The sequence below is a fragment of the Faecalicatena orotica genome (assembly GCF_003149245.1).
In the GTDB taxonomy this organism is placed as follows: Bacteria; Bacillota; Clostridia; order Lachnospirales; family Lachnospiraceae; genus Faecalicatena_A; species Faecalicatena_A orotica.
The window spans coordinates 213089-231311 of the sequence record NZ_QGDL01000001.1 but is presented as its reverse complement, the minus strand read 5'-3'; the positions used below and the strand labels follow the sequence as shown (position 1 = coordinate 231311).

General features: G+C 46.1%; 17 protein-coding genes. 15 read left to right on the top strand and 2 right to left on the bottom strand.

The window, feature by feature from the left end; translation table 11 throughout:
• Positions 1–16: 16 nt before the first annotated feature.
• From purB to A8806_RS00995, 11 genes are all read left to right on the top strand, one after another.
• Positions 17–1450 carry an adenylosuccinate lyase gene (purB, locus tag A8806_RS01045; protein WP_109729304.1) on the top strand — a complete coding sequence of 478 codons (1434 nt, stop codon included), beginning with the start codon at positions 17–19 and terminating at the stop codon, positions 1448–1450.
• A gap of 178 nt (positions 1451–1628) precedes the next feature.
• Entirely contained in the window at positions 1629–1874 is a 246-nt protein-coding gene (locus A8806_RS01040) for a helix-turn-helix transcriptional regulator (protein ID WP_109729303.1), read from the top strand.
• Positions 1864–2343 (top strand): peptide deformylase, encoded by a 480-nt coding sequence (gene def, locus A8806_RS01035; RefSeq protein ID WP_109729302.1) that lies wholly within the window; start codon positions 1864–1866, stop codon positions 2341–2343. Before A8806_RS01040 ends, def begins: the two co-directional genes overlap by 11 nt.
• Before the next feature lie 136 nt (positions 2344–2479).
• Positions 2480–3031 carry a LemA family protein gene (locus tag A8806_RS01030; RefSeq protein ID WP_181368533.1) on the top strand — a complete coding sequence of 184 codons (552 nt, stop codon included), beginning with the start codon at positions 2480–2482 and terminating at the stop codon, positions 3029–3031.
• A 24-nt stretch (positions 3032–3055) separates the two neighbouring features.
• Positions 3056–5038 (top strand): DUF2207 family protein, encoded by a 1983-nt coding sequence (locus A8806_RS01025; protein ID WP_242995915.1) that lies wholly within the window; start codon positions 3056–3058, stop codon positions 5036–5038.
• A gap of 241 nt (positions 5039–5279) precedes the next feature.
• Entirely contained in the window at positions 5280–6521 is a 1242-nt protein-coding gene (locus A8806_RS01020; RefSeq protein ID WP_109729300.1) for a leucine-rich repeat protein, read from the top strand.
• A 166-nt stretch (positions 6522–6687) separates the two neighbouring features.
• Positions 6688–7461: a threonine/serine exporter family protein gene (locus A8806_RS01015; protein ID WP_109729299.1), complete on the top strand. Its 774-nt coding sequence runs from the start codon at positions 6688–6690 to the stop codon at positions 7459–7461.
• Complete coding sequence (locus A8806_RS01010; protein ID WP_109729298.1) at positions 7458–7904, top strand: threonine/serine exporter family protein; 447 nt, start codon at positions 7458–7460, stop codon at positions 7902–7904. The genes A8806_RS01015 and A8806_RS01010 overlap by 4 nt, the downstream gene beginning before the upstream one ends.
• 102 nt (positions 7905–8006) lie before the next feature.
• On the top strand, positions 8007–8756 hold the full coding sequence (locus tag A8806_RS01005; protein ID WP_181368532.1) for an SIR2 family NAD-dependent protein deacylase: 750 nt from the start codon (positions 8007–8009) through the stop codon (positions 8754–8756).
• 24 nt (positions 8757–8780) lie between these two features.
• Positions 8781–10235, top strand: coding sequence for a glutamate--tRNA ligase (gene gltX / locus A8806_RS01000; protein ID WP_109729297.1), 1455 nt, complete (start codon positions 8781–8783; stop codon positions 10233–10235).
• A 25-nt stretch (positions 10236–10260) separates the two neighbouring features.
• Positions 10261–12093, top strand: a complete 1833-nt coding sequence (locus A8806_RS00995; RefSeq protein WP_109729296.1) for an ATP-dependent helicase — start codon at positions 10261–10263, stop codon at positions 12091–12093.
• Here A8806_RS00995 and A8806_RS00990 read toward each other — a convergent pair.
• Positions 12079–12393, bottom strand: coding sequence for a DUF1292 domain-containing protein (locus A8806_RS00990; protein WP_109729295.1), 315 nt, complete (start codon positions 12391–12393; stop codon positions 12079–12081). The two genes, A8806_RS00995 and A8806_RS00990, sit on opposite strands and share 15 nt — an antisense overlap.
• 382 nt (positions 12394–12775) lie before the next feature.
• Here A8806_RS00990 and A8806_RS00985 point away from each other — a divergent pair, with 382 nt between their 5' ends.
• Entirely contained in the window at positions 12776–13783 is a 1008-nt protein-coding gene (locus A8806_RS00985; RefSeq protein ID WP_109729294.1) for a sugar ABC transporter substrate-binding protein, read from the top strand.
• Positions 13784–13806: 23 nt separating this feature from the next.
• Positions 13807–15507 (top strand): glycogen debranching protein, encoded by a 1701-nt coding sequence (locus A8806_RS00980; protein WP_109729293.1) that lies wholly within the window; start codon positions 13807–13809, stop codon positions 15505–15507.
• Positions 15508–15572: 65 nt separating this feature from the next.
• Here A8806_RS00980 and A8806_RS00975 read toward each other — a convergent pair whose 3' ends face one another.
• The gene (locus A8806_RS00975; protein WP_109729292.1) at positions 15573–16052 is read right to left on the bottom strand and encodes an S-ribosylhomocysteine lyase; all 480 of its coding nucleotides are present in this window, start codon (positions 16050–16052) and stop codon (positions 15573–15575) included.
• A 189-nt stretch (positions 16053–16241) separates the two neighbouring features.
• Here A8806_RS00975 and A8806_RS00970 point away from each other — a divergent pair, with 189 nt between their 5' ends.
• Positions 16242–16856 (top strand): histidine phosphatase family protein, encoded by a 615-nt coding sequence (locus tag A8806_RS00970; protein ID WP_109729291.1) that lies wholly within the window; start codon positions 16242–16244, stop codon positions 16854–16856.
• A gap of 367 nt (positions 16857–17223) precedes the next feature.
• Entirely contained in the window at positions 17224–17823 is a 600-nt protein-coding gene (locus A8806_RS00965) for a recombinase family protein (RefSeq protein ID WP_109729290.1), read from the top strand.
• Positions 17824–18223 lie beyond the last annotated feature (400 nt).

Below are 18223 nucleotides of genomic sequence, written 5' to 3'. Positions count from 1 at the left end.
TAGGAGATAACATTTTATGAGTACGGACCGTTATGTCAGCCCTCTTTCCGAGCGTTATGCCAGTAAAGAGATGCAGTATATATTTTCACCGGATAAGAAGTTCAGGACGTGGAGGAGGCTCTGGATCGCCCTTGCCGAGACGGAGAAGGAACTGGGACTGAATATTACCGATGAACAGATTGAGGAATTAAAGGCCCATGCGGACGATATCAATTATGATGTGGCGAAAGAACGTGAGAAAGTCGTGCGCCATGACGTGATGTCACATGTGTACGCTTATGGTGTGCAGTGCCCGAAAGCAAAGGGGATCATCCATCTGGGGGCAACTTCATGTTATGTAGGGGATAACACGGATATGATCGTGATGTCCGAGGCACTGAAGCTGGTCCGCACAAAGCTTATCAATGTCATTGCCGAGCTGGCGAAGTTTGCCGGTGAATATAAGGCACAGCCGACACTCGCTTTCACACATTTCCAGCCGGCACAGCCGACAACGGTCGGAAAGCGTGCAACGCTCTGGATGCAGGAATTTGAGATGGATCTGGAAGATCTGGACTATGTTCTGGGAAGCCTGAAGCTTCTTGGGTCTAAAGGGACGACAGGGACACAGGCAAGCTTTCTGGAACTGTTTGACGGGGATCAGGAAACAATCGACAAGATCGATCCGATGATCGCTGAAAAGATGGGATTCAAAGCATGCTACCCGGTTTCCGGACAGACATATTCCAGAAAAGTGGACACAAGGGTGCTGAACGTGCTTGCAGGTATCGCGGCCAGTGCACACAAGTTTTCCAACGATATCCGTCTGCTCCAGCATCTGAAAGAAGTCGAGGAGCCGTTTGAAAAGACACAGATTGGTTCTTCCGCTATGGCATATAAGAGAAACCCGATGAGAAGTGAGAGAATTGCATCTCTGTCCAGATATGTGATGATCGACGCCCTGAATCCGGCAGTTACATCGGCTACCCAGTGGTTTGAAAGAACACTGGATGATTCCGCCAACAAGCGCTTAAGCGTGCCGGAAGGCTTTCTGGCTATCGATGGTATCCTGGATCTTTGCTTAAATGTAGTGGACGGGCTCGTTGTGTATCCGAAAGTCATTGAAAAGCGTCTGATGTCAGAGCTTCCGTTCATGGCAACGGAGAACATCATGATGGATGCCGTAAAAGCCGGCGGGGACAGACAGGAACTTCATGAGAGAATCCGTGAGCTTTCTATGGAAGCGGGACGCAATGTGAAGGAGAAGGGACTGGATAATAACCTTCTCGAACTGATTGCCGCAGACGATGCATTCAACATGAGTCTGGAAGACCTGAAGAAGACGATGGACCCATCCAAATATGTGGGACGTGCAAAAGAGCAGGTTGAGGCATATTTAGGCCGTGTGATCAATCCTTTGCTTGAGGAGAATCATGACGTGCTGGGAGTAAAAGCCGAAATTAATGTATAGGCTTCTGCAGTCAGGAAAAATTTTTTTAAAGAGTATATTCAGTGAAGAAGGCATTGAAAAGCAGACGGTAACAGGCTTTTCAGTGCCTTTACTGTAACTGCGGATGTAAGGTTGACATTACTCTGGGGAAGACATATAATTACAGGAGAAGATGATAAAGTATAGAGGTGTAAAGTAAATGAAAAACAGAATCCGGGAATTTCGTGAACAAAGAGGCATGACACAGGAACAGCTTGGAGAACTCGTGGGGACATCCAGACAGGCAGTCAATGCAATAGAAACGGAGAAATTTGAACCATCTATCTGGCTGGCACATGATATCGCACAAGTATTCGGGTGCACCATTGAGGAAATCTTTTTATTTCAGGAAAGTGTCAGAAAATCAAGAGCTGACAGCAGCAGAGGAGGAAAAAATGGCAGTTAGAAACATACGGTATCAGGGTGATCCTTTATTGAGAAAAAAGTGTAAAGAAGTGAAATGCATAGATGACAGGATCAGGCAGATACTCGGGGACATGATGGAGACACTGCACCAGACCGGGAATGGTGCGGCGCTGGCGGCGAACCAGGTGGGAATTTTGAAAAGACTGGTCGTAATCGATTATTGCGGCCATACCCTGAAACTGGTGAATCCTGAGATAATTGGAAGAAGTGGTGTTCAGGAATGTGTGGAGGGCTGTTTAAGCTTTCCAAATCGTTTTGTAAAGACCATCCGTCCAGAGCAAGTTACGATTCAGGCACTGGATGAAAATGGCGGGGAGCTGATTCTGACCGGCGAGGGGGAGATGGCAAAATGTTTTTGCCATGAACTTGAACATTTAGACGGGGAAATCTTTTTGGATAAAGCAATTGCAGAAATTGACATGTCTAAAGAAACGTCTGATTGTGAATAATGGTGAATAATATGTAGAGTATGGAAATATTAATGATTGCATCGGTGTATGGATTGCGATACAATGACAGAAAGAAATAACAAGCGTATATGCAGACAGATGATGTATTGGGGAAGACCCGAAGGAGGCAGTAATTATGGCATTATGGATTATTCTCGCAGTTGTAGTGATTCTTGTGATCTGGCTTATCAGTTCCTATAACGGTTTTGTCAAATTGAGGAACAAAGCGGAAGAGGCATTTTCGGCAATGGACGTATCTTTGAAAAAAAGGTATGACCTGATCCCTAATTATGTGGAGACTGTCAAAGGTTATGCAAAGCATGAGTCTGAGACTCTGGAGAAGGTCATTTCCGCGCGGAATGCAGCGATGAATGCATCGACTGCCAAGGAGCGGATTGAAAATGATAATATTCTGAGTAATACATTGAAGTCTCTATTTGCGTTATCGGAAGCTTACCCGGACCTGAAGGCAAACCAGAACTTCATCCAGCTTCAGGACCAGCTTTCACGCATTGAAGAAGAGATTGCGGGATCCAGAAGATACTACAACGGTGTTATAAACCGTTTTAATACGAAGATCGAGATGTTCCCGGGCAATATTCTGGCAGGTATTTTCGGATTCAGGAGAAAACCGCTGTACGAAGTGGAAACGGCTGACCAGAGAGAAAATGTAAAGGTATCATTTTAACGGCGCTGTCAGGGGGATATGCATATGAAGAGGATGAGCGGGAGAGCGGTTTCATTTCTGGTCTGGGGCGGGATCTGGCTGCTTTTGACATTCGGCTCCGGGGCTGTGGAGAAGAGGACAACGACAACGGCAGGGGTAGAACAGGATACGGCCATGAATACCCGGTATTTTAATACAGACGTTGTTGTCAGGGAAGACCGGTCCTATGAGGTGACGGAACATATCGGCGTGGATTTTCTGGATGCAAGGCATGGGATTTACCGCCATATCCCGTACAAGGGAGTTATCTATTCCCTTGATGAGAATGCAAAGCTAAGGCCGGTTCCGTATCATGCGAAAATTACGGACATTCATTCAGACTCCGGTCTGGATGTGACATCAGAAAATGGCAGCAAGGTCCTGCGTCTCGGGGATGCGGATGCCTTTGCGGGGGCTCAGGAAGAGTATCAGATTTCGTACACAGTCATCCCGAGGGTACAGGCAGAGGACTATTATGAGACAACATACAATGTCATGCCTGCCCAGTGGCAGAACAGAATTCCGGCGGGGAGTCGATTTAGTATCACATTTCCGAAGGAAATAGATCATAGCAAGCTTCGCTTTTACTATGGTAGTTACGGGGGAATCGAGAATGCAAAGGAGATTCTGAAATTAACCTGGGATGGCAATACGGTAACCGGTATATTAAAGACGGACCTGAGAATTGGGGAAGGAATTACTTTTTATGCTCCCGTGGAAAAAGGCTATTTTACAGGGACGAACAGTCTGTCATTTTTAAGATGGCTTTTATTCCTGCCGGGGATGGCAGTATTCCTGCTGATACTGATCCTGTTTTTAAAATTTGGAAAAGACGAACCGATTATTACATCGATCCAGTACCAGCCCCCGGAAGGGCTGGACAGTGCCGCGGTCGGATATATTATTGACGGGAGCGTGGAGGACAAGGATGTTCTTTCCCTGATTATCTACTGGGCGGATAAAGGGTATGTGCGGATCGAAGAAATGGCGGACCATGAACTGTGTCTGTATAAGCTCTCAGAGCTTCCGGCAGATGCACCGAATTACCAGCATACGGTCTTCCGAAAACTATTTGAGCGGGGGGCGGAACGTAAAATCTCAGAACTTCAGTACAAGTTCAGGGGAACTTTGGACATGGCAAAGACACAACTGAAGAATTACTTCAAGAGCGGTGGAAATGATATGCTGTATACCCGCGGGTCAAAGATTTCCCGCGTGGTTTCGAAGGTTTTATGTACGCTGCCACTTGCATGGTTTATGGCGGTTACCAGTATTTATTCTTATACAAGTATAGGCAGGGGGATCCTGCAGGTGGTCCTGTGGGCCGTGCTGCTGGCCGGCATGCTGATCTTCTGTTCCAATATTGATGACTGGTATGCAAAAGCGAATGTGTCACGAAAAGGGACGGCTGCTGTTACACTCGGAATCTGTTTTCTCTCTACGGCAGTCTATACAGGCAGTTATATCATGCGGGTGATCCAGAGAGAGGTGTTTGATTATATCTGGGTCCTGATTCCATTGCTTGTCATGACTGGCGCATCGATCGGCATGACAGGTTTTATGAAGAGCAGGACTCCCAAGTGTGCCGAGTGGATGGGACGCATTGCAGGTCTGAGAGATTTCATAGAGACGGCAGAACTGGACCGGATGAATGAACTGGCAAAGACCGATCCTCAATGGTTTTACCACGTGATACCGTATGCATATGTGTTCGGTCTCTCGGACGTGTTTGCAAAAAAGCTGAAGAATTTGTCTCTGGCTGCACCACAGTGGTATACACCATATCACAGCTATACATTCTTCGACTATTATATGTTTAACAGGCTGATGATAAGCGGCCTGAACAAAACAGCGTCGACCCTGACCGTGCCTCAGCCTTCTGTGACCTCGGGAACAGGTCACGGAGGCGGAGGTTTTACGGGAGGCGGCTTCTCAGGGGGCGGATTTTCCGGAGGCGGTTTCGGCGGCGGAGGCGGCGGGAGCTGGTAACAGGAGTGCCCGGGGGATATTAAAAAAGCGTAAAGGAATGCTGTAAAAGCTTGCAGCATTCCTTTTTCTTGTGTAAAATCGTGATGTTTCAGCTGCTGTGCACACCAGAATGGTATGTACAGCAGCATGTTTCTGCAAAAAAGCAAAGAAATGTTGCATAATAGTTGCAGCGCTGCCGTTTCTTTTGTAAAATCAGTAATTGTGGTGTTTGGAAAATTATAGAAGGTACAGGTGAGGGATTATGGAATATTGCGGTAAAATTACAAGAAACATGTTAAGTAAAAGAAGAATGCTTTCGGCGTTGGGTGCCACGCTGGCGATGATAATTCTGACGGGGACGGCATATGAACTGCCGGAGTTGAATTATGCAGAAATTGCGTCAGCAGATACAAAGATGATGGAAGAAATGACAAAGAATCCATACCAGCCGATAGCAGGAAACATTAATGGATGGGATCCGGCAAAGATTCTGACACAGTGGCCGGATAGTGTTAAATTCCCGTGGAAAAATATGGAGGCCGGTGCTGTAAGGCTAAAGAATGCGAATATGTATATCGGGCCGGCAGTCGTTCTGCCGGATGAAAGTGGTATGAATCTGACGGGAAATTTGTATTCCGGACCGGATATAGCGATGGATCACCATGCAGCAGGTGAAAATACATATGGAAAGTACCCTTTCACTCCGGACCCGCCGGAGATTGTGATACCCGGCACACCGGAGAATGTGGTACCCGGTACACCAGAGAATGTGGTACCCGGTACACCAGAAACAGTACTGCCTGACACACCGGAGAATGTGGTGCCTGATATACCGGAAACGGTTCTGCCCGACACGCCGGAAATTGTGCCGCCCGATGTACCGGACGAAGGCACTGGCACGGATGTGCCGAATGATGGAACTGCACCGGACACTCCTTCAGACGGAACTGTGAATGCAGCGGCAGGATTCGAAATTAATGAGGAGGGACTGCTCTGCCGCTTTATACCGGAGGAGGCCCAGATTGATGACGGTTACTTAGTCCTTCCTGCTGAAGGCTGTACGGGGATAGTGAGTGGTGCATTTGATAACGCCGGGGAGGGAATCACTGATATTGAGATTCCGGATAATATAACTTATATTGAAGACGGTGCACTGAGCGGACTACCGGAGCTGTTCTGTATATGGACGGGAGATGGAAACCCGGTTTATACGCAAGTAGACGGGGTGCTGTTTGATAAGGGTATGACAACAATCGTTTCATTTCCAAGCGGCAGAATCGGGACCTATGAACTTCCATCCTCTGTAACGCGTATTGCTGATTACGCTTTTGCTAATACGAATCTGTCAAAGCTGGTCATGATCAAAAGTCTGCCGCCGGAAGTGGGCAGCATGGCATTTGGTGAAAGTGGAGGCAGTGGTTTAGTGATTTCTGCTCCTCCAGATTATTTCGAAGAGTTTCAGGAAATCTTCTCCGGTTTTCAGGTAACTGTACAGTTAAAGTAATCGGGGGTTTCACAAGTAATGTATTTGTGTTAAAATGTTTAAGTATTTATACAGCCGGGGATTAGAGCGTGTTTGATAAATCAGCTGTATACATGATTTATCAAACACGCTCTGGGGAATACCAGATTCCCGGCATAAGTGGATTGAAAAGGCAGGACATATAAATATGGATTATAAACTTGTTATGAATACAGCGGTCCTGGCGGGGGAACTGATGTTGTGCAGCGGAGCCGAGACGTACCGTGTGGAAGATACGATGAACCATATCCTTCGTACCGCGGGCACACAGACGGTGGAGGCTACTGTGATGATGACAGGTCTTGTGGCGACATTAGGGGGCCCGGACATGGAGCCGATCACTGCCACGAAGCGTGTGCAGGAACGCGGGACGAACCTGAACTGCATCATGGAAGTAAATGATATATCCAGAAAGTACTGTTCCGGCGGGCTGACGCTGGAAGAATCCTATGAGAGACTGAAAAAGGCCGGCGGGAAACAGCACCGCACATGGATCTATAATCTGGCAACAATCCTTGCAGCCACCGGATTTGCACCATTGTTTGGCGGAGGGATTACCGAAGTAGGGGCGGCAGTCCTGACCGGTACGGTGCTTGCCCTGACGCATACCATTGGAAAACGGCTGGGGATCAATGGTTTCATTCTGGACATGCTGTCTTCCTTTGCGATAGCACTGGCTGCTATTTCACTGAAACAGGTCATACCGTCTGTGAATGATAATATTATCATTATGAGTTCGATCATGCCCCTGGTTCCCGGTGTGGCAATTACGAATGCGGTGCGGGATACACTTCAGGGGGATTATATTTCCGGAGGGGCCAGAATACTGGAGGCATTCCTGATTGCGGCCTCAGTTGCACTTGGCGTCGGTGCGGGCATTGCACTGGCAGGCGTATTCTTCCGGGGAGGTGGGCTGATATGATGCTGGTATTCGGGGTGGCGGGATGTTTTGTGGCCGTGGCTGCATTCGCGGTATTGCTGGAGACACCGAAGAAGTACATGCTGCACGATGGGATCGTAGGTGCGATCGGCGGTTTTGTCTATCTGTTCAGTGTGCAGTGCCACGTGGATGCCGTACTGGCATCTTTCTTTTCGGCACTTGCAATCGCACTGACCTCGCACATCTTTGCCAGAGTATTTAAAGCCCCGGTGACCATATTTTTGATAGCGGGTATTCTGCCGACCGTTCCCGGTGCCGGTATGTACCGGATTGTTTATTATCTGATAGCCAATGACAGTGCACAGTGCAGTTATTACCTGACACAGACACTGGAAATTGCGGGGGTTATCTCACTTGCCGTATTTATTATGGACACCTTGTTTAAGGTGCACTTAAAAAAAACGGTTCCGAAAGATACACATTAGGAATGTGAATTGAAATGTTGAACAATCGTGGGACTTGATTTATAATGATTTTAACAATGAAACCTGCGGCAAATGTGTAAGGAATAGGAAGGCGGGATGAGTATGCCGGGCGCTAATATTTTACAAATGCTGAAAGAGAGTCAGTATACTGTTGCGATGAGCGGGATTGAGATGCTTTTGGAGAATGGATATCCCGGATTGAGGGACGGGGCTGTGTCATATGATATCGAGCAGAAGTACGGTTATTCTGTGGAGGAGATCATGAGCAGTGCCTTTTATGCAACCAGGAAGGAACTTTTTTTTGAATTTTACAAAAATGAGGTTCTTGCGCAGACAGAGATACCGCCGGGAAAGGGATTTATGAACCTCCAGAAACTGGAAGGGTACGGCCTGATACAATGTTCAATTACCAAACGCATATTTGGACTTTTAGAGAGGGCGGGCTGTAAAAACGTGGTCAACCTGCACGGTTCCGTGTATGATAACTTCTGCCCCCACTGCAGGAAGGAATATCCGATAGAGTACATGAAGAATGCAAAGGGGATTCCCCTTTGTGAAAAATGTGAGAATACAATCCGCCCGAAGATCACATTGTTCGGGGAGATGGTAGATAATGGCATTGTGACGAAAGCTGCCGAAGAGATTCAGAAGGCAGATGTGCTGCTTGTTCTGGGAACGAGCCTGCACGCAGCACTGTGCCATCAGCTGATTCAGTATTACAATGGGGAGAAGCTGATCCTTATTACAAATCAGGAGCATTATTCAGATAAGCTGGCAGATGTAGTGATATACAGCAGAGTCGATGATGCACTTGAAAAACTGGTAAAGACATACCAGATAAATTCAAAATAAGAAACAGAAAATGGAGAAAATGACATGAGTAAAGTAAGAACAAGGTTCGCACCAAGTCCGACAGGGAGGATGCATGTAGGAAATTTAAGGACGGCGTTATACGCATATCTGATTGCAAAGCATGAGGGGGGCGATTTTATCCTCCGTGTGGAAGATACAGATCAGGAGCGCTTTGTGGAAGGGGCTCTCGAGATTATATACCGGACACTGGAAAAAACAGGCCTGATTCATGATGAGGGCCCCGACAAAGACCGCGGGTACGGCCCATATGTGCAGAGTGAGAGAAATGCTTCCGGATTATACCTGAAGTATGCAAAACAACTTGTGGAACAGGGCGATGCTTACTATTGCTTTTGTGATAAAGAAAGACTGGAGTCTTTAAAGACTTCTGTATCTGAAGACGGGACAGATATTGTTGTATACGACAAGCACTGCCTCGGGCTTTCCAAAGAAGAGGTGGAGGCAAAGCTGGCAGAAGGGACACCGTGGGTCATCCGTCTGAACGTACCGAATGAAGGCACGACAACTTTCCAGGATGAGATATACGGGGATATTACAGTCCCGAATGCAGAACTCGATGATATGATCCTGATCAAATCAGACGGGTTCCCGACCTATAATTTTGCAAATGTAATCGATGACCATTTGATGGAGATCACCCATGTAGTAAGGGGAAATGAATATCTTTCCTCTGCACCGAAGTACAACCGCCTGTATGAGGCATTCGGATGGGAAGTCCCTGTTTATGTACACTGTCCCCTGATTACAGATGAGAACCATAAGAAGCTGAGCAAACGATGCGGGCATTCTTCTTATGAGGACCTGATCGAGCAGGGATTTGTTTCGGAAGCCGTTGTAAACTTCGTAGCACTTTTAGGCTGGAGCCCGGCGGATACGAGGGAGATTTTCACCCTGCAGGAGCTGGTGGAAGCTTTTGACTACCGCCATATGAACAAGTCACCGGCGGTATTTGACACTGTAAAGTTAAAGTGGATGAACGGGGAGTATATAAAGGCAATGGACTTTGACCGGTTCTATGAGATGGCCGAGCCATATATAAAAGAAGTCATCAAAAAGGACTATGACCTAAAGAAGATTGCCGGACTTGTAAAGTCAAGGATCGAGGTATTCCCGGACATTACAGGGCAGATTGATTTCTTTGAAGAACTTCCGGAGTATGATACGGCAATGTACACCCATAAGAAAATGAAGACGAATGAGGAGACATCATTAGAAGTACTGAAAGAACTGCTTCCGCTTCTGGAGGCCCAGGAAGATTACAGTAATGATGCCCTGTTCGAAACGCTGAAAGGGTACGTGGCAGAGAAGGGCTGTAAGAACGGTTATGTTATGTGGCCGGTCAGAACCGCTGTTTCAGGAAAACAGAACACACCCGGAGGTGCCACGGAGATCATGGAGATTCTCGGAAAAGAAGAATCTATAAGCAGGATTAAAACTGCGATTGAGAAGTTAAGCTGAACAAATGACTGGGAAAGAGGTATATATGAGTTTCAGTAAGGCTCAAACAGAGGCAGTCACTCATGGGAAAGGCCCATGTCTCGTACTGGCGGGTCCCGGTTCCGGGAAAACCCTGACAATTGTGAACCGAATGAAATATCTGATTGAAGAACAAAAAGTAAGGCCAGAAGAAATTCTGGTCATTACTTTTACTAAGTATGCGGCCACGGAGATGAAGAACCGCTTTATAAATCTGATGGGAAGTAAGAAACTTCCTGTCACTGTTGGCACGTTCCACGGAATATACTATGGGATTCTGAAATGGGCCTACAGGTTTGGGCCTCAGAATATTTTATCAGAGGAAGAAAAATACCAGCTGATCCGACATGTCGTGAACCAGCAGGAGAATATAGAGATTTTTGATGAAGAAGATTTCCTGCAGGAGATTGCAACGGAAATCGGGAAGATAAAGAATAACAGGCTAGATATAGAGACCTATAAATCAACAAAATGTAATGCCGGTGCATTCCGGGATATCTACCGGCAGTACGAAGAGGAGCGTAAAAAAGAAAGAAAAATCGATTTTGACGATATGCTTGTTCTCTGCTATGAATTATTCAGTGCCAGGGCGGATATCCTGAAAATGTGGCAGGAAAAGTTTCAGTATATTCTAATAGATGAATTCCAGGATATTAACCAGGTACAGTATGACGTGATTAAAATGCTTTCAGCCCCTCAAAATAATCTGTTTGCGGTCGGAGACGACGATCAGTCCATTTACGGATTCCGGGGTGCGGATGCAAAGCTGATGTTCCAGTTTAAGAAAGATTTTCCGGGTGCAAAGCAGATCCTTCTGGATATCAATTACCGTTCCACATCGAATATTGTGGAAAATGCCCTGAAGGTGATCGGACATAACGAAGTACGTTTTGACAAGGCAATCCGGGCGGATAAACAGGCAGGGGCGAGTCTCCATGTACAGGAGGTGCGGGATCCGGTTGAGGAAGGCTCATATATTCTGGATGAAATACAGGAACGAATCAGGTCAGGGGTAAAACCGGAGGAGATTGCAGTTTTGTTCCGCATCCATACAGATGCAAGGCCGCTTGTGGAAGGCCTCTTAGAGCGGCAGATCCCGTTTCAAATGAGGGAGCATATGCCGAACATTTATAATCATTTTATTGCAAAGGATATCCGGACACATTTTAAAATGGCGCTCGGAAGCCGTGAAAGACAGGATTTCCTGCAGATCATGAACCGGCCGAAGCGGTATATTGGCAGGGACAGCCTGTCCGGGAGGAATGTTTCTTTCGAAGATTTAAGAAGATTCTACTGTGATAAAGAATGGATGCAGGACAGGGTAGACCAATTTGAGTGGGACTTGAAAATGCTTGTGAAAATGGCTCCCTACGCGGCTATCCAATATCTGAGGAAACGGATTGGATATGACGATTTTCTGAGAGAATATGCAAAGGAAAGAAAAATCAATGCAGGCGACCTGTTCGAGGTAATGGCGGAGCTGGAAGAGGCTGCCCGCCCATATGCGACGCTGGAAGAGTGGTTTACGCATGTTGAGGAGTATACCAATACTCTGAAGCTCAGGGAGAAGAAAAAAGAACTGAATCATGAAGGCGTCCGCCTGATGACGATGCACGCGGCAAAGGGGCTGGAATTCGACACGGTTTACATTATCGAGGCCAACGAGGGTCAGGTACCCTATAAAAAGGCGCTGAAAGAACAGGGGATTGAGGAGGAAAGACGGCTTTTTTATGTAGCAATGACCAGAGCAAAGGAACTGCTTAAAATCGTGTATGTTAAAACAAAAAACGGAAAGGAGACATCCCCTTCCCGTTTTGTTGATGAGTTATTCCTCGTCTGAGTCGTCATCCAGATCCAGGTCTTCAAATTCCTGAGTATCCAGCCACTCATCGAACTTATCAGCAGCACGTTCGTATTCATCATCATCTTCGATGTTCTCGAGCTCCGGTTCACCCGGTGTCTTTTCAGAGAAGCGGTAAAGGAAGACTTGTCCTTCCTCATTGCTGCCTTCCTCATCCAGGGGGAGCAGGGCAATATATTCCTGTCCGTCCACTTCATAGATTGTGAGTACAGCGCACTCAAGTTCTTCATTGTTGTCGAGTGTTAATGTTACGGTGAGTGATTCGTTTTCTTCGTTCATAGATGATCTCCTTTATTGGTTGGCTTATTCTGCAGTTTTATCGGCAGATCCTTCCGCGGGTGCAGATTGATGCGGCCCTTGGATATACCTTAACTCTAACAAAAAGAAGAGTAAAAAGCAAGGGGAAACATACACGGGATGGCAGTTGTTGCTATTGACAGTTACTGCTCACTCCCCAGCCTATCACTACGCTGATAGGCTGGGAGGAAGAACGTAAAGTAGCCAATAAGCCTGCTCCTCGCTGCAGGCGACTTTAAATGAGCAGGCGCTTTACTGTTTACAGGCTTGCCTGTGAACAGTAACTATTGACATTGGGGAGAAAAACGGTAGAATGGAAGAAGCAGGTGATTGACAGATTCAGAAACATGTAGGAGGTTAACAGATGAAAAAGAAAATACTGAGCGTACTCCTTGTAGTTCTGACAGCATCCATGATGCTCGCGGGCTGCAAGAAAAATGTAGGTACGCCTGAAGATAATGCAGTACAGGAAACAGAGAATGAGGATGGCGGCGAGGAAGAAGAGGAAGTGTACGACGGCTATACCTTCGGCTATAGCTGTATAGATATGGGCAATCCTTATTTCGATACCCTTAAGAAGTCTATAGAGACATCTCTGAATGAAAAGGAATACCATTTGGTTACAAAGGACCCGGGTTCAGATGTGGAGCTTCAGATACAGCAGATTCAGGAAATGATAGAAGAAGGCGTGGATGCCGTGTTTTTATGCCCGGTTGACTGGGAGAAGATCACACCGGCTCTGGAGGCGTTGAAAGAAGCGGATATCCCGGTAATCAATATCGATACACAGGTAAAGGAAACCGGCCTGATTACGGCCTATGTAGGTTCGGACAATAAGAACGCAGGTTATCTGTGCGGGGAGGATCTTGTAAAACACCGTCCTGACGGAGGAAAGATTGTCATACTGGAATGCCCTTCCATGAATTCTATCAATGAGAGAATTACGGGATTTGAGAGTGCGATTACGAATGCGGGCTTTGAAGTGCTTGCGAGAGCAGATGTAAAAGGGAAAAAAGATACGGCAAAGGAAGAGATGAAGAGAATTCTGACCGACAATCCGAAGATTGATGCTGTTATGTGCGGGAATGACCAGGTGGCGCTTGGGGCAGTCGAGGCGCTTGAAGAGGCCGGCAGGAAAGATGTTCTCGTATACGGCGTGGATGGTTCACCCGGAGTGAAAAGTGAGTTATCGAAACCGGGGACTTTAATGGAAGGGACAGGGGCCCAGTCACCGATCAATATAGGGAAGAAAGCTGTCGAGGTAGGAATTGCAATTCTGGACGACGATGATTACGAGAGAGAGACATATGAAGAGACGTTCTTTATCAATAAGGAAAATGTAGAGATGTACGGCACCGACGGCTGGCAGTAAAAGGAAGAGAGGACCTAGAGAATATGAGAGAAGTGCAGGGAGTTCCATATCCACTGGGAGTAAGAATCGTAAAAGACAGGGTGAATTTTGCAGTGGCGGTACCCGCGGGAGCCGCTTGTGAACTTATGTTGTACGAAAAGGGCGGACAGGTCCCCGGGCAGGTATTCTCCATGCCAGAAGAAAAGGCTGTGGGTGAGGTCCGGTTTCTGGCAGTAGAAGGGCTGGAGCCGGATAAGTATGAATATAATTACAGAATTGGCGGACGGGTGAGTATAGACCCGTTCGTCAGGGAAATCACGGGACAGCATGCATTTGGAGAGAAGGCAGACCTCGAGTCCCACCAGATACGCGGGAAGATCAGCACGGGTTCCTTTGACTGGGAGGGAGACTCCCAGTTGAAGATCCCTTACCATGAAGTGATTGCGTATAGTCTGCATGTCAGGGGCTTCACGATGCACAGTTCCTCCCATGTAAAACATAAAGGAACTTTTCTGGGCGCTGCCGGGAAGATTCCCTATCTGAAAGAACTGGGGATCAACCAGATCCAGTGTATGCCTGTTTATGAGTTCGAGGAGTACACGGGAAAATACCAGAATTACTGGGGATACGGACCCGGATATTACTTCGCCCCTAAGGCGGCCTACAGTGCATCAGGGAACCCCTGTCTTGAACTGAAGGAGATGGTAAAGCAATATCACAAAGCCGGCATAGAAGTCGTTCTGGAGATGCCTTTTGCGGCCGGGATTCTTCCGCAGACAGCATGGGAGTGCCTCAGATACTATACTCTGGAATATCATGTTGATGGTTTTGTAGTGAATCCATATACCGTACCGTGGGATATGCTTGTCGGCGACCCTCTTTTAAAGGGCGTCAAAATCATGAAAAAAGAGGATACCTTCCAGAACATCATGCGCCGTTTCCTGAAGGGGGACGAAGGCATGGTAAATGACGTTATTTGGGCGCTGCGCCATAACACAAAAGAAGATGGCTGCTGCAATTACATCACGACACATACAGGGTTTACCATGTTTGACCTCGTATCCTATGACGGAAAACATAATGAGGCTAACGGGGAACGCAATCAGGACGGCCCGGATTACAATTACAGCTGGAACTGCGGAGTGGAAGGCCCGAGCCGCAAAAAAGCAGTGGTGGAACTTAGAAGGAACCAGATACGGAACGCATTTTTCCTGCTGCTGATGGCTCAGGGAACGCCGTGCCTGCTGGCGGGAGATGAATTTGGGAATACACAGAAAGGGAACAATAATGTGTATTGTCAGGACAATGAATTGTCCTGGCTCAACTGGAGTAAGAAAAAGACCAGCGATGACTTGTTCCAGTATGTGAAGGAACTGATTGCATTGAGAAAATCACATCCTGTGCTCCATCGTGCGGACCTTCTTCTGGGGCTGGACCAGACCGCATGCGGAACGCCGGACGTATCTTACCACGGAGAGAATGCATGGCAGATTCCGGCGGAGATTGCAAGCCGCCAGCTCGGAATTCTATACAGTGGCAGCGGACTAAAAGACAATGACTGCTTCATTGCATACAATATGCACTGGGAAAAGCATTCCTTTGCCCTGCCGACGCTGGGAAAGAAGAAAAAGTGGTATCGGGTGACAGAGACAAGGCTGGGAGTAGAAAAGAGCAGTATTCCGCTTGAAAATCAGAAGATGATTGAGCTAAAGGAAAGAAGCATCGTACTGCTGATCGGGAAATAAGAAGTATGACAGCATATAACAGAAAAAGGAACTGCGGCTGGCAGTTCCCTTTTTTGTTTTCATAGTTATCCGGGATAGTACATCTGTGTATCCTGTATGTCTATGAGTACTTCATTCAGATATTTTTTTGCCAGGTATCTGGCCATCGGCAGATTCATATCGAGGTAATTCCCGCAGTCTTTCGCAGAAGCCCCGGGGACTTCTCCTTCAAAAGTGGATATAAAGCTGAACATTTCCTGCATAAGGGGAACGATATCGGCTGAGTCATAACTGCCTGCCAGAAGCAGATAGAATCCGGTACGGCAGCCCATTGGGCCGAAATAGAGGACCTTGTTCCCGTATGCAGGATGGTTCCTTAAAAAAGTAGCACCGAGGTGTTCAATCGTGTGTACTTCGGCTGTATTCATGACGGGTTCCTCATTTGGATTCGTCATACGTATGTCGAAGGTGGTGACAGGATGCTCGTTTATGAAATCCTTTCGTGAAACATAGAGTCCGGGAATTAATTTTAAATGATCTATGGTGAAGCTTGTTATCTTTTCCATGATAGTTCCTCCTTGAAATTATATGAAATCCAGTATGGCTTCAATATCTTAAAAATTATTATAGCGGGTGTAGAGGAAGAAGACAAGCACAAATTAGGGGCAGGGTACAGCCTGCGCAGTAACTTGACGGCAGGAACAGGAATGTTTATACTATACAGATACATATAGACATAAATCAGGAGGTATGGCATGAGATTATATTTAGTTCGTCATGGTGAGACGGCGTGGAATAAATTAGGAAAAGTACAGGGACATTCGGACATCCCCCTGAACGACTATGGCAGGCATCTGGCAAAACAGACGGCAGAGGGACTGAAGGATGTAACCTTCGATGCAGCCTACACAAGCCCTCTGGCCCGTGCCCGTGAGACTGCCCGGATCATACTTTCAGGCAGGACAGTTCCTCTATATGACGAACCAAGGATTCAGGAAATGGGGTTCGGAGTCTGTGAGGGGATGCGCTGCAGAGGGGAAAACCGGGATCCGGACAGTGATGAATTCAATAAATTCTTTACGGACACGGCCGGTTATAAAGTACCAAAAGGCGGAGAGTCCATACCCGAAGTGGAAAAAAGGGTTCAGGAATTTCTGGAGGAATTATACAATAGGGAAGAATTTACAGACAAAACAATCCTTATCTCGACTCATGGTGCGTCTCTGACGGCCATGTTAAACTGCATCAAAGGGGAAACCGATATATCCAGATTCTGGATAAATGGCGTTCCGAAGAACTGTGCTGTTACCATTGTAGAAGTAAGGGACGGTAAGCCGGAAATTCTGGAAGAAGGCAAAGTATTTTATTAGAGCTTGTTTGAGCTGCACAGTGAGTGCATATATAGATGATAGAACTGTTTTTGTCAGGAGAAGTGTTCAGAAGAGGTGAAAATTGATAGTTATGGAATCAGTTTTCATGCCGGTATACTGCGAAAAGATTCAGGCTTTTCGCAGTATACCGGCAGTACCTCTTAAGGGCACTTCTTTTTTGTCTGGTATTTTATGAATCTTTTCGATTATGAGATTATGGATGATTACGAAAAATGTTTCTATGTATTATATATAATATTATAGTTACTTTTGTTTTACTTTTTAGTTCGAAAACTGGTAAAATATACCAGCGGGTACTGCCGCATAAATGTGCGATAATAGTTGTGTCGTAAAAGGAGGGAAAGGAATGCACAAATGCTTTGGTTATGTGAGGGTATCTTCTAAAGACCAGAATGTAGAACGACAGTTGGTTGCAATGGAGCATCTGAAGATACCGGAAAAAAATCTTTACGTGGAAAAGATATCCGGAAAAGATTTCGACAGACCCGAATATAAAAGACTTCTCAGAAATATCAGACGGGACGATGTCCTGTACGTAAAATCCATCGACCGCCTGGGAAGAAATTATGAGGATATAATAGAGCAGTGGAGGTACATAACGAAGGAAATAGGAGCAGACATTGTAGTAATTGATATGCCGCTTCTGGACACAAGGAAGGGGAAAGATCTGGTAGGTACACTGATTGCTGATATTGTACTGCAGCTTTTGTCTTTTGTAGCGCAGAGCGAACGCGAGAGCATCAGACAGAGACAGGCGGAGGGAATTGCAGTGGCAAAAGCAAGGGGCGTACATTTTGGGAGAGAGTCCCTTAAGATTCCCAAAACATTCGAAAATGTATACTGGGAGTGGAAACGGCAGGAAATCAGCGCAAGAGAGGCATCCAGAAGGCTGAATGTAGATTTTAAAACTTTTAAAAAATGGTGCAGCCAAAAAGAAGAGATGTAAAAATATGGTAAAAATAATGCAGAAAAAGGTAGACTTTATTCTGCATTGTTGATAATATAATAATAGTTGGTATGCATCTGGTGATGAAAAAGGTAGACTTTATTCTGCATTATTGTTAAGATTAATTTATATATGGCAGATTATAATTTTTTATGGAAATGTTATTTATTTCCTATCTAAGGACTATCTTTTTTTAGCTAAAAAGTACAGGAATGTATTTGTTGACCAAAGTCTACCTTTTTCATCACCAGATGCATACCAACTATTATTATATTATCAACAATGCAGAATAAAGTCTGCTTTAATCCGCAGTACCATAAGGAGGAATAAGTTATGTCAAGAGAAGAGGGACTGTTAGAGGTTCTGACACATCGGGTAGGTGCGAATTATATATCTGATT

Excerpts from the sequence above, each read along its gene's own strand:
- A8806_RS01040 (WP_109729303.1), top strand. The coding sequence starts at position 1,629 with ATGAAAAACAGAATCCGGGAATTTCGTGAACAAAGAGGCATGACACAG.
- A8806_RS00975 (WP_109729292.1), bottom strand. The coding sequence starts at position 16,052 with ATGGAAAAGATAACAAGCTTCACCATAGATCATTTAAAATTAATTCCC.
- A8806_RS00990 (WP_109729295.1), bottom strand. The coding sequence starts at position 12,393 with ATGAACGAAGAAAACGAATCACTCACCGTAACATTAACACTCGACAAC.
- A8806_RS00970 (WP_109729291.1), top strand. The coding sequence starts at position 16,242 with ATGAGATTATATTTAGTTCGTCATGGTGAGACGGCGTGGAATAAATTA.
- purB (WP_109729304.1), top strand. The coding sequence starts at position 17 with ATGAGTACGGACCGTTATGTCAGCCCTCTTTCCGAGCGTTATGCCAGT.
- def (WP_109729302.1), top strand. The coding sequence starts at position 1,864 with ATGGCAGTTAGAAACATACGGTATCAGGGTGATCCTTTATTGAGAAAA.
- A8806_RS01020 (WP_109729300.1), top strand. The coding sequence starts at position 5,280 with ATGGAATATTGCGGTAAAATTACAAGAAACATGTTAAGTAAAAGAAGA.
- A8806_RS00980 (WP_109729293.1), top strand. The coding sequence starts at position 13,807 with ATGAGAGAAGTGCAGGGAGTTCCATATCCACTGGGAGTAAGAATCGTA.
- A8806_RS01015 (WP_109729299.1), top strand. The coding sequence starts at position 6,688 with ATGGATTATAAACTTGTTATGAATACAGCGGTCCTGGCGGGGGAACTG.
- A8806_RS00985 (WP_109729294.1), top strand. The coding sequence starts at position 12,776 with ATGAAAAAGAAAATACTGAGCGTACTCCTTGTAGTTCTGACAGCATCC.
- A8806_RS01010 (WP_109729298.1), top strand. The coding sequence starts at position 7,458 with ATGATGCTGGTATTCGGGGTGGCGGGATGTTTTGTGGCCGTGGCTGCA.
- A8806_RS01005 (WP_181368532.1), top strand. The coding sequence starts at position 8,007 with ATGCCGGGCGCTAATATTTTACAAATGCTGAAAGAGAGTCAGTATACT.
- gltX (WP_109729297.1), top strand. The coding sequence starts at position 8,781 with ATGAGTAAAGTAAGAACAAGGTTCGCACCAAGTCCGACAGGGAGGATG.
- A8806_RS00995 (WP_109729296.1), top strand. The coding sequence starts at position 10,261 with ATGAGTTTCAGTAAGGCTCAAACAGAGGCAGTCACTCATGGGAAAGGC.
- A8806_RS01030 (WP_181368533.1), top strand. The coding sequence starts at position 2,480 with ATGGCATTATGGATTATTCTCGCAGTTGTAGTGATTCTTGTGATCTGG.
- A8806_RS01025 (WP_242995915.1), top strand. The coding sequence starts at position 3,056 with ATGAAGAGGATGAGCGGGAGAGCGGTTTCATTTCTGGTCTGGGGCGGG.
- A8806_RS00965 (WP_109729290.1), top strand. The coding sequence starts at position 17,224 with ATGCACAAATGCTTTGGTTATGTGAGGGTATCTTCTAAAGACCAGAAT.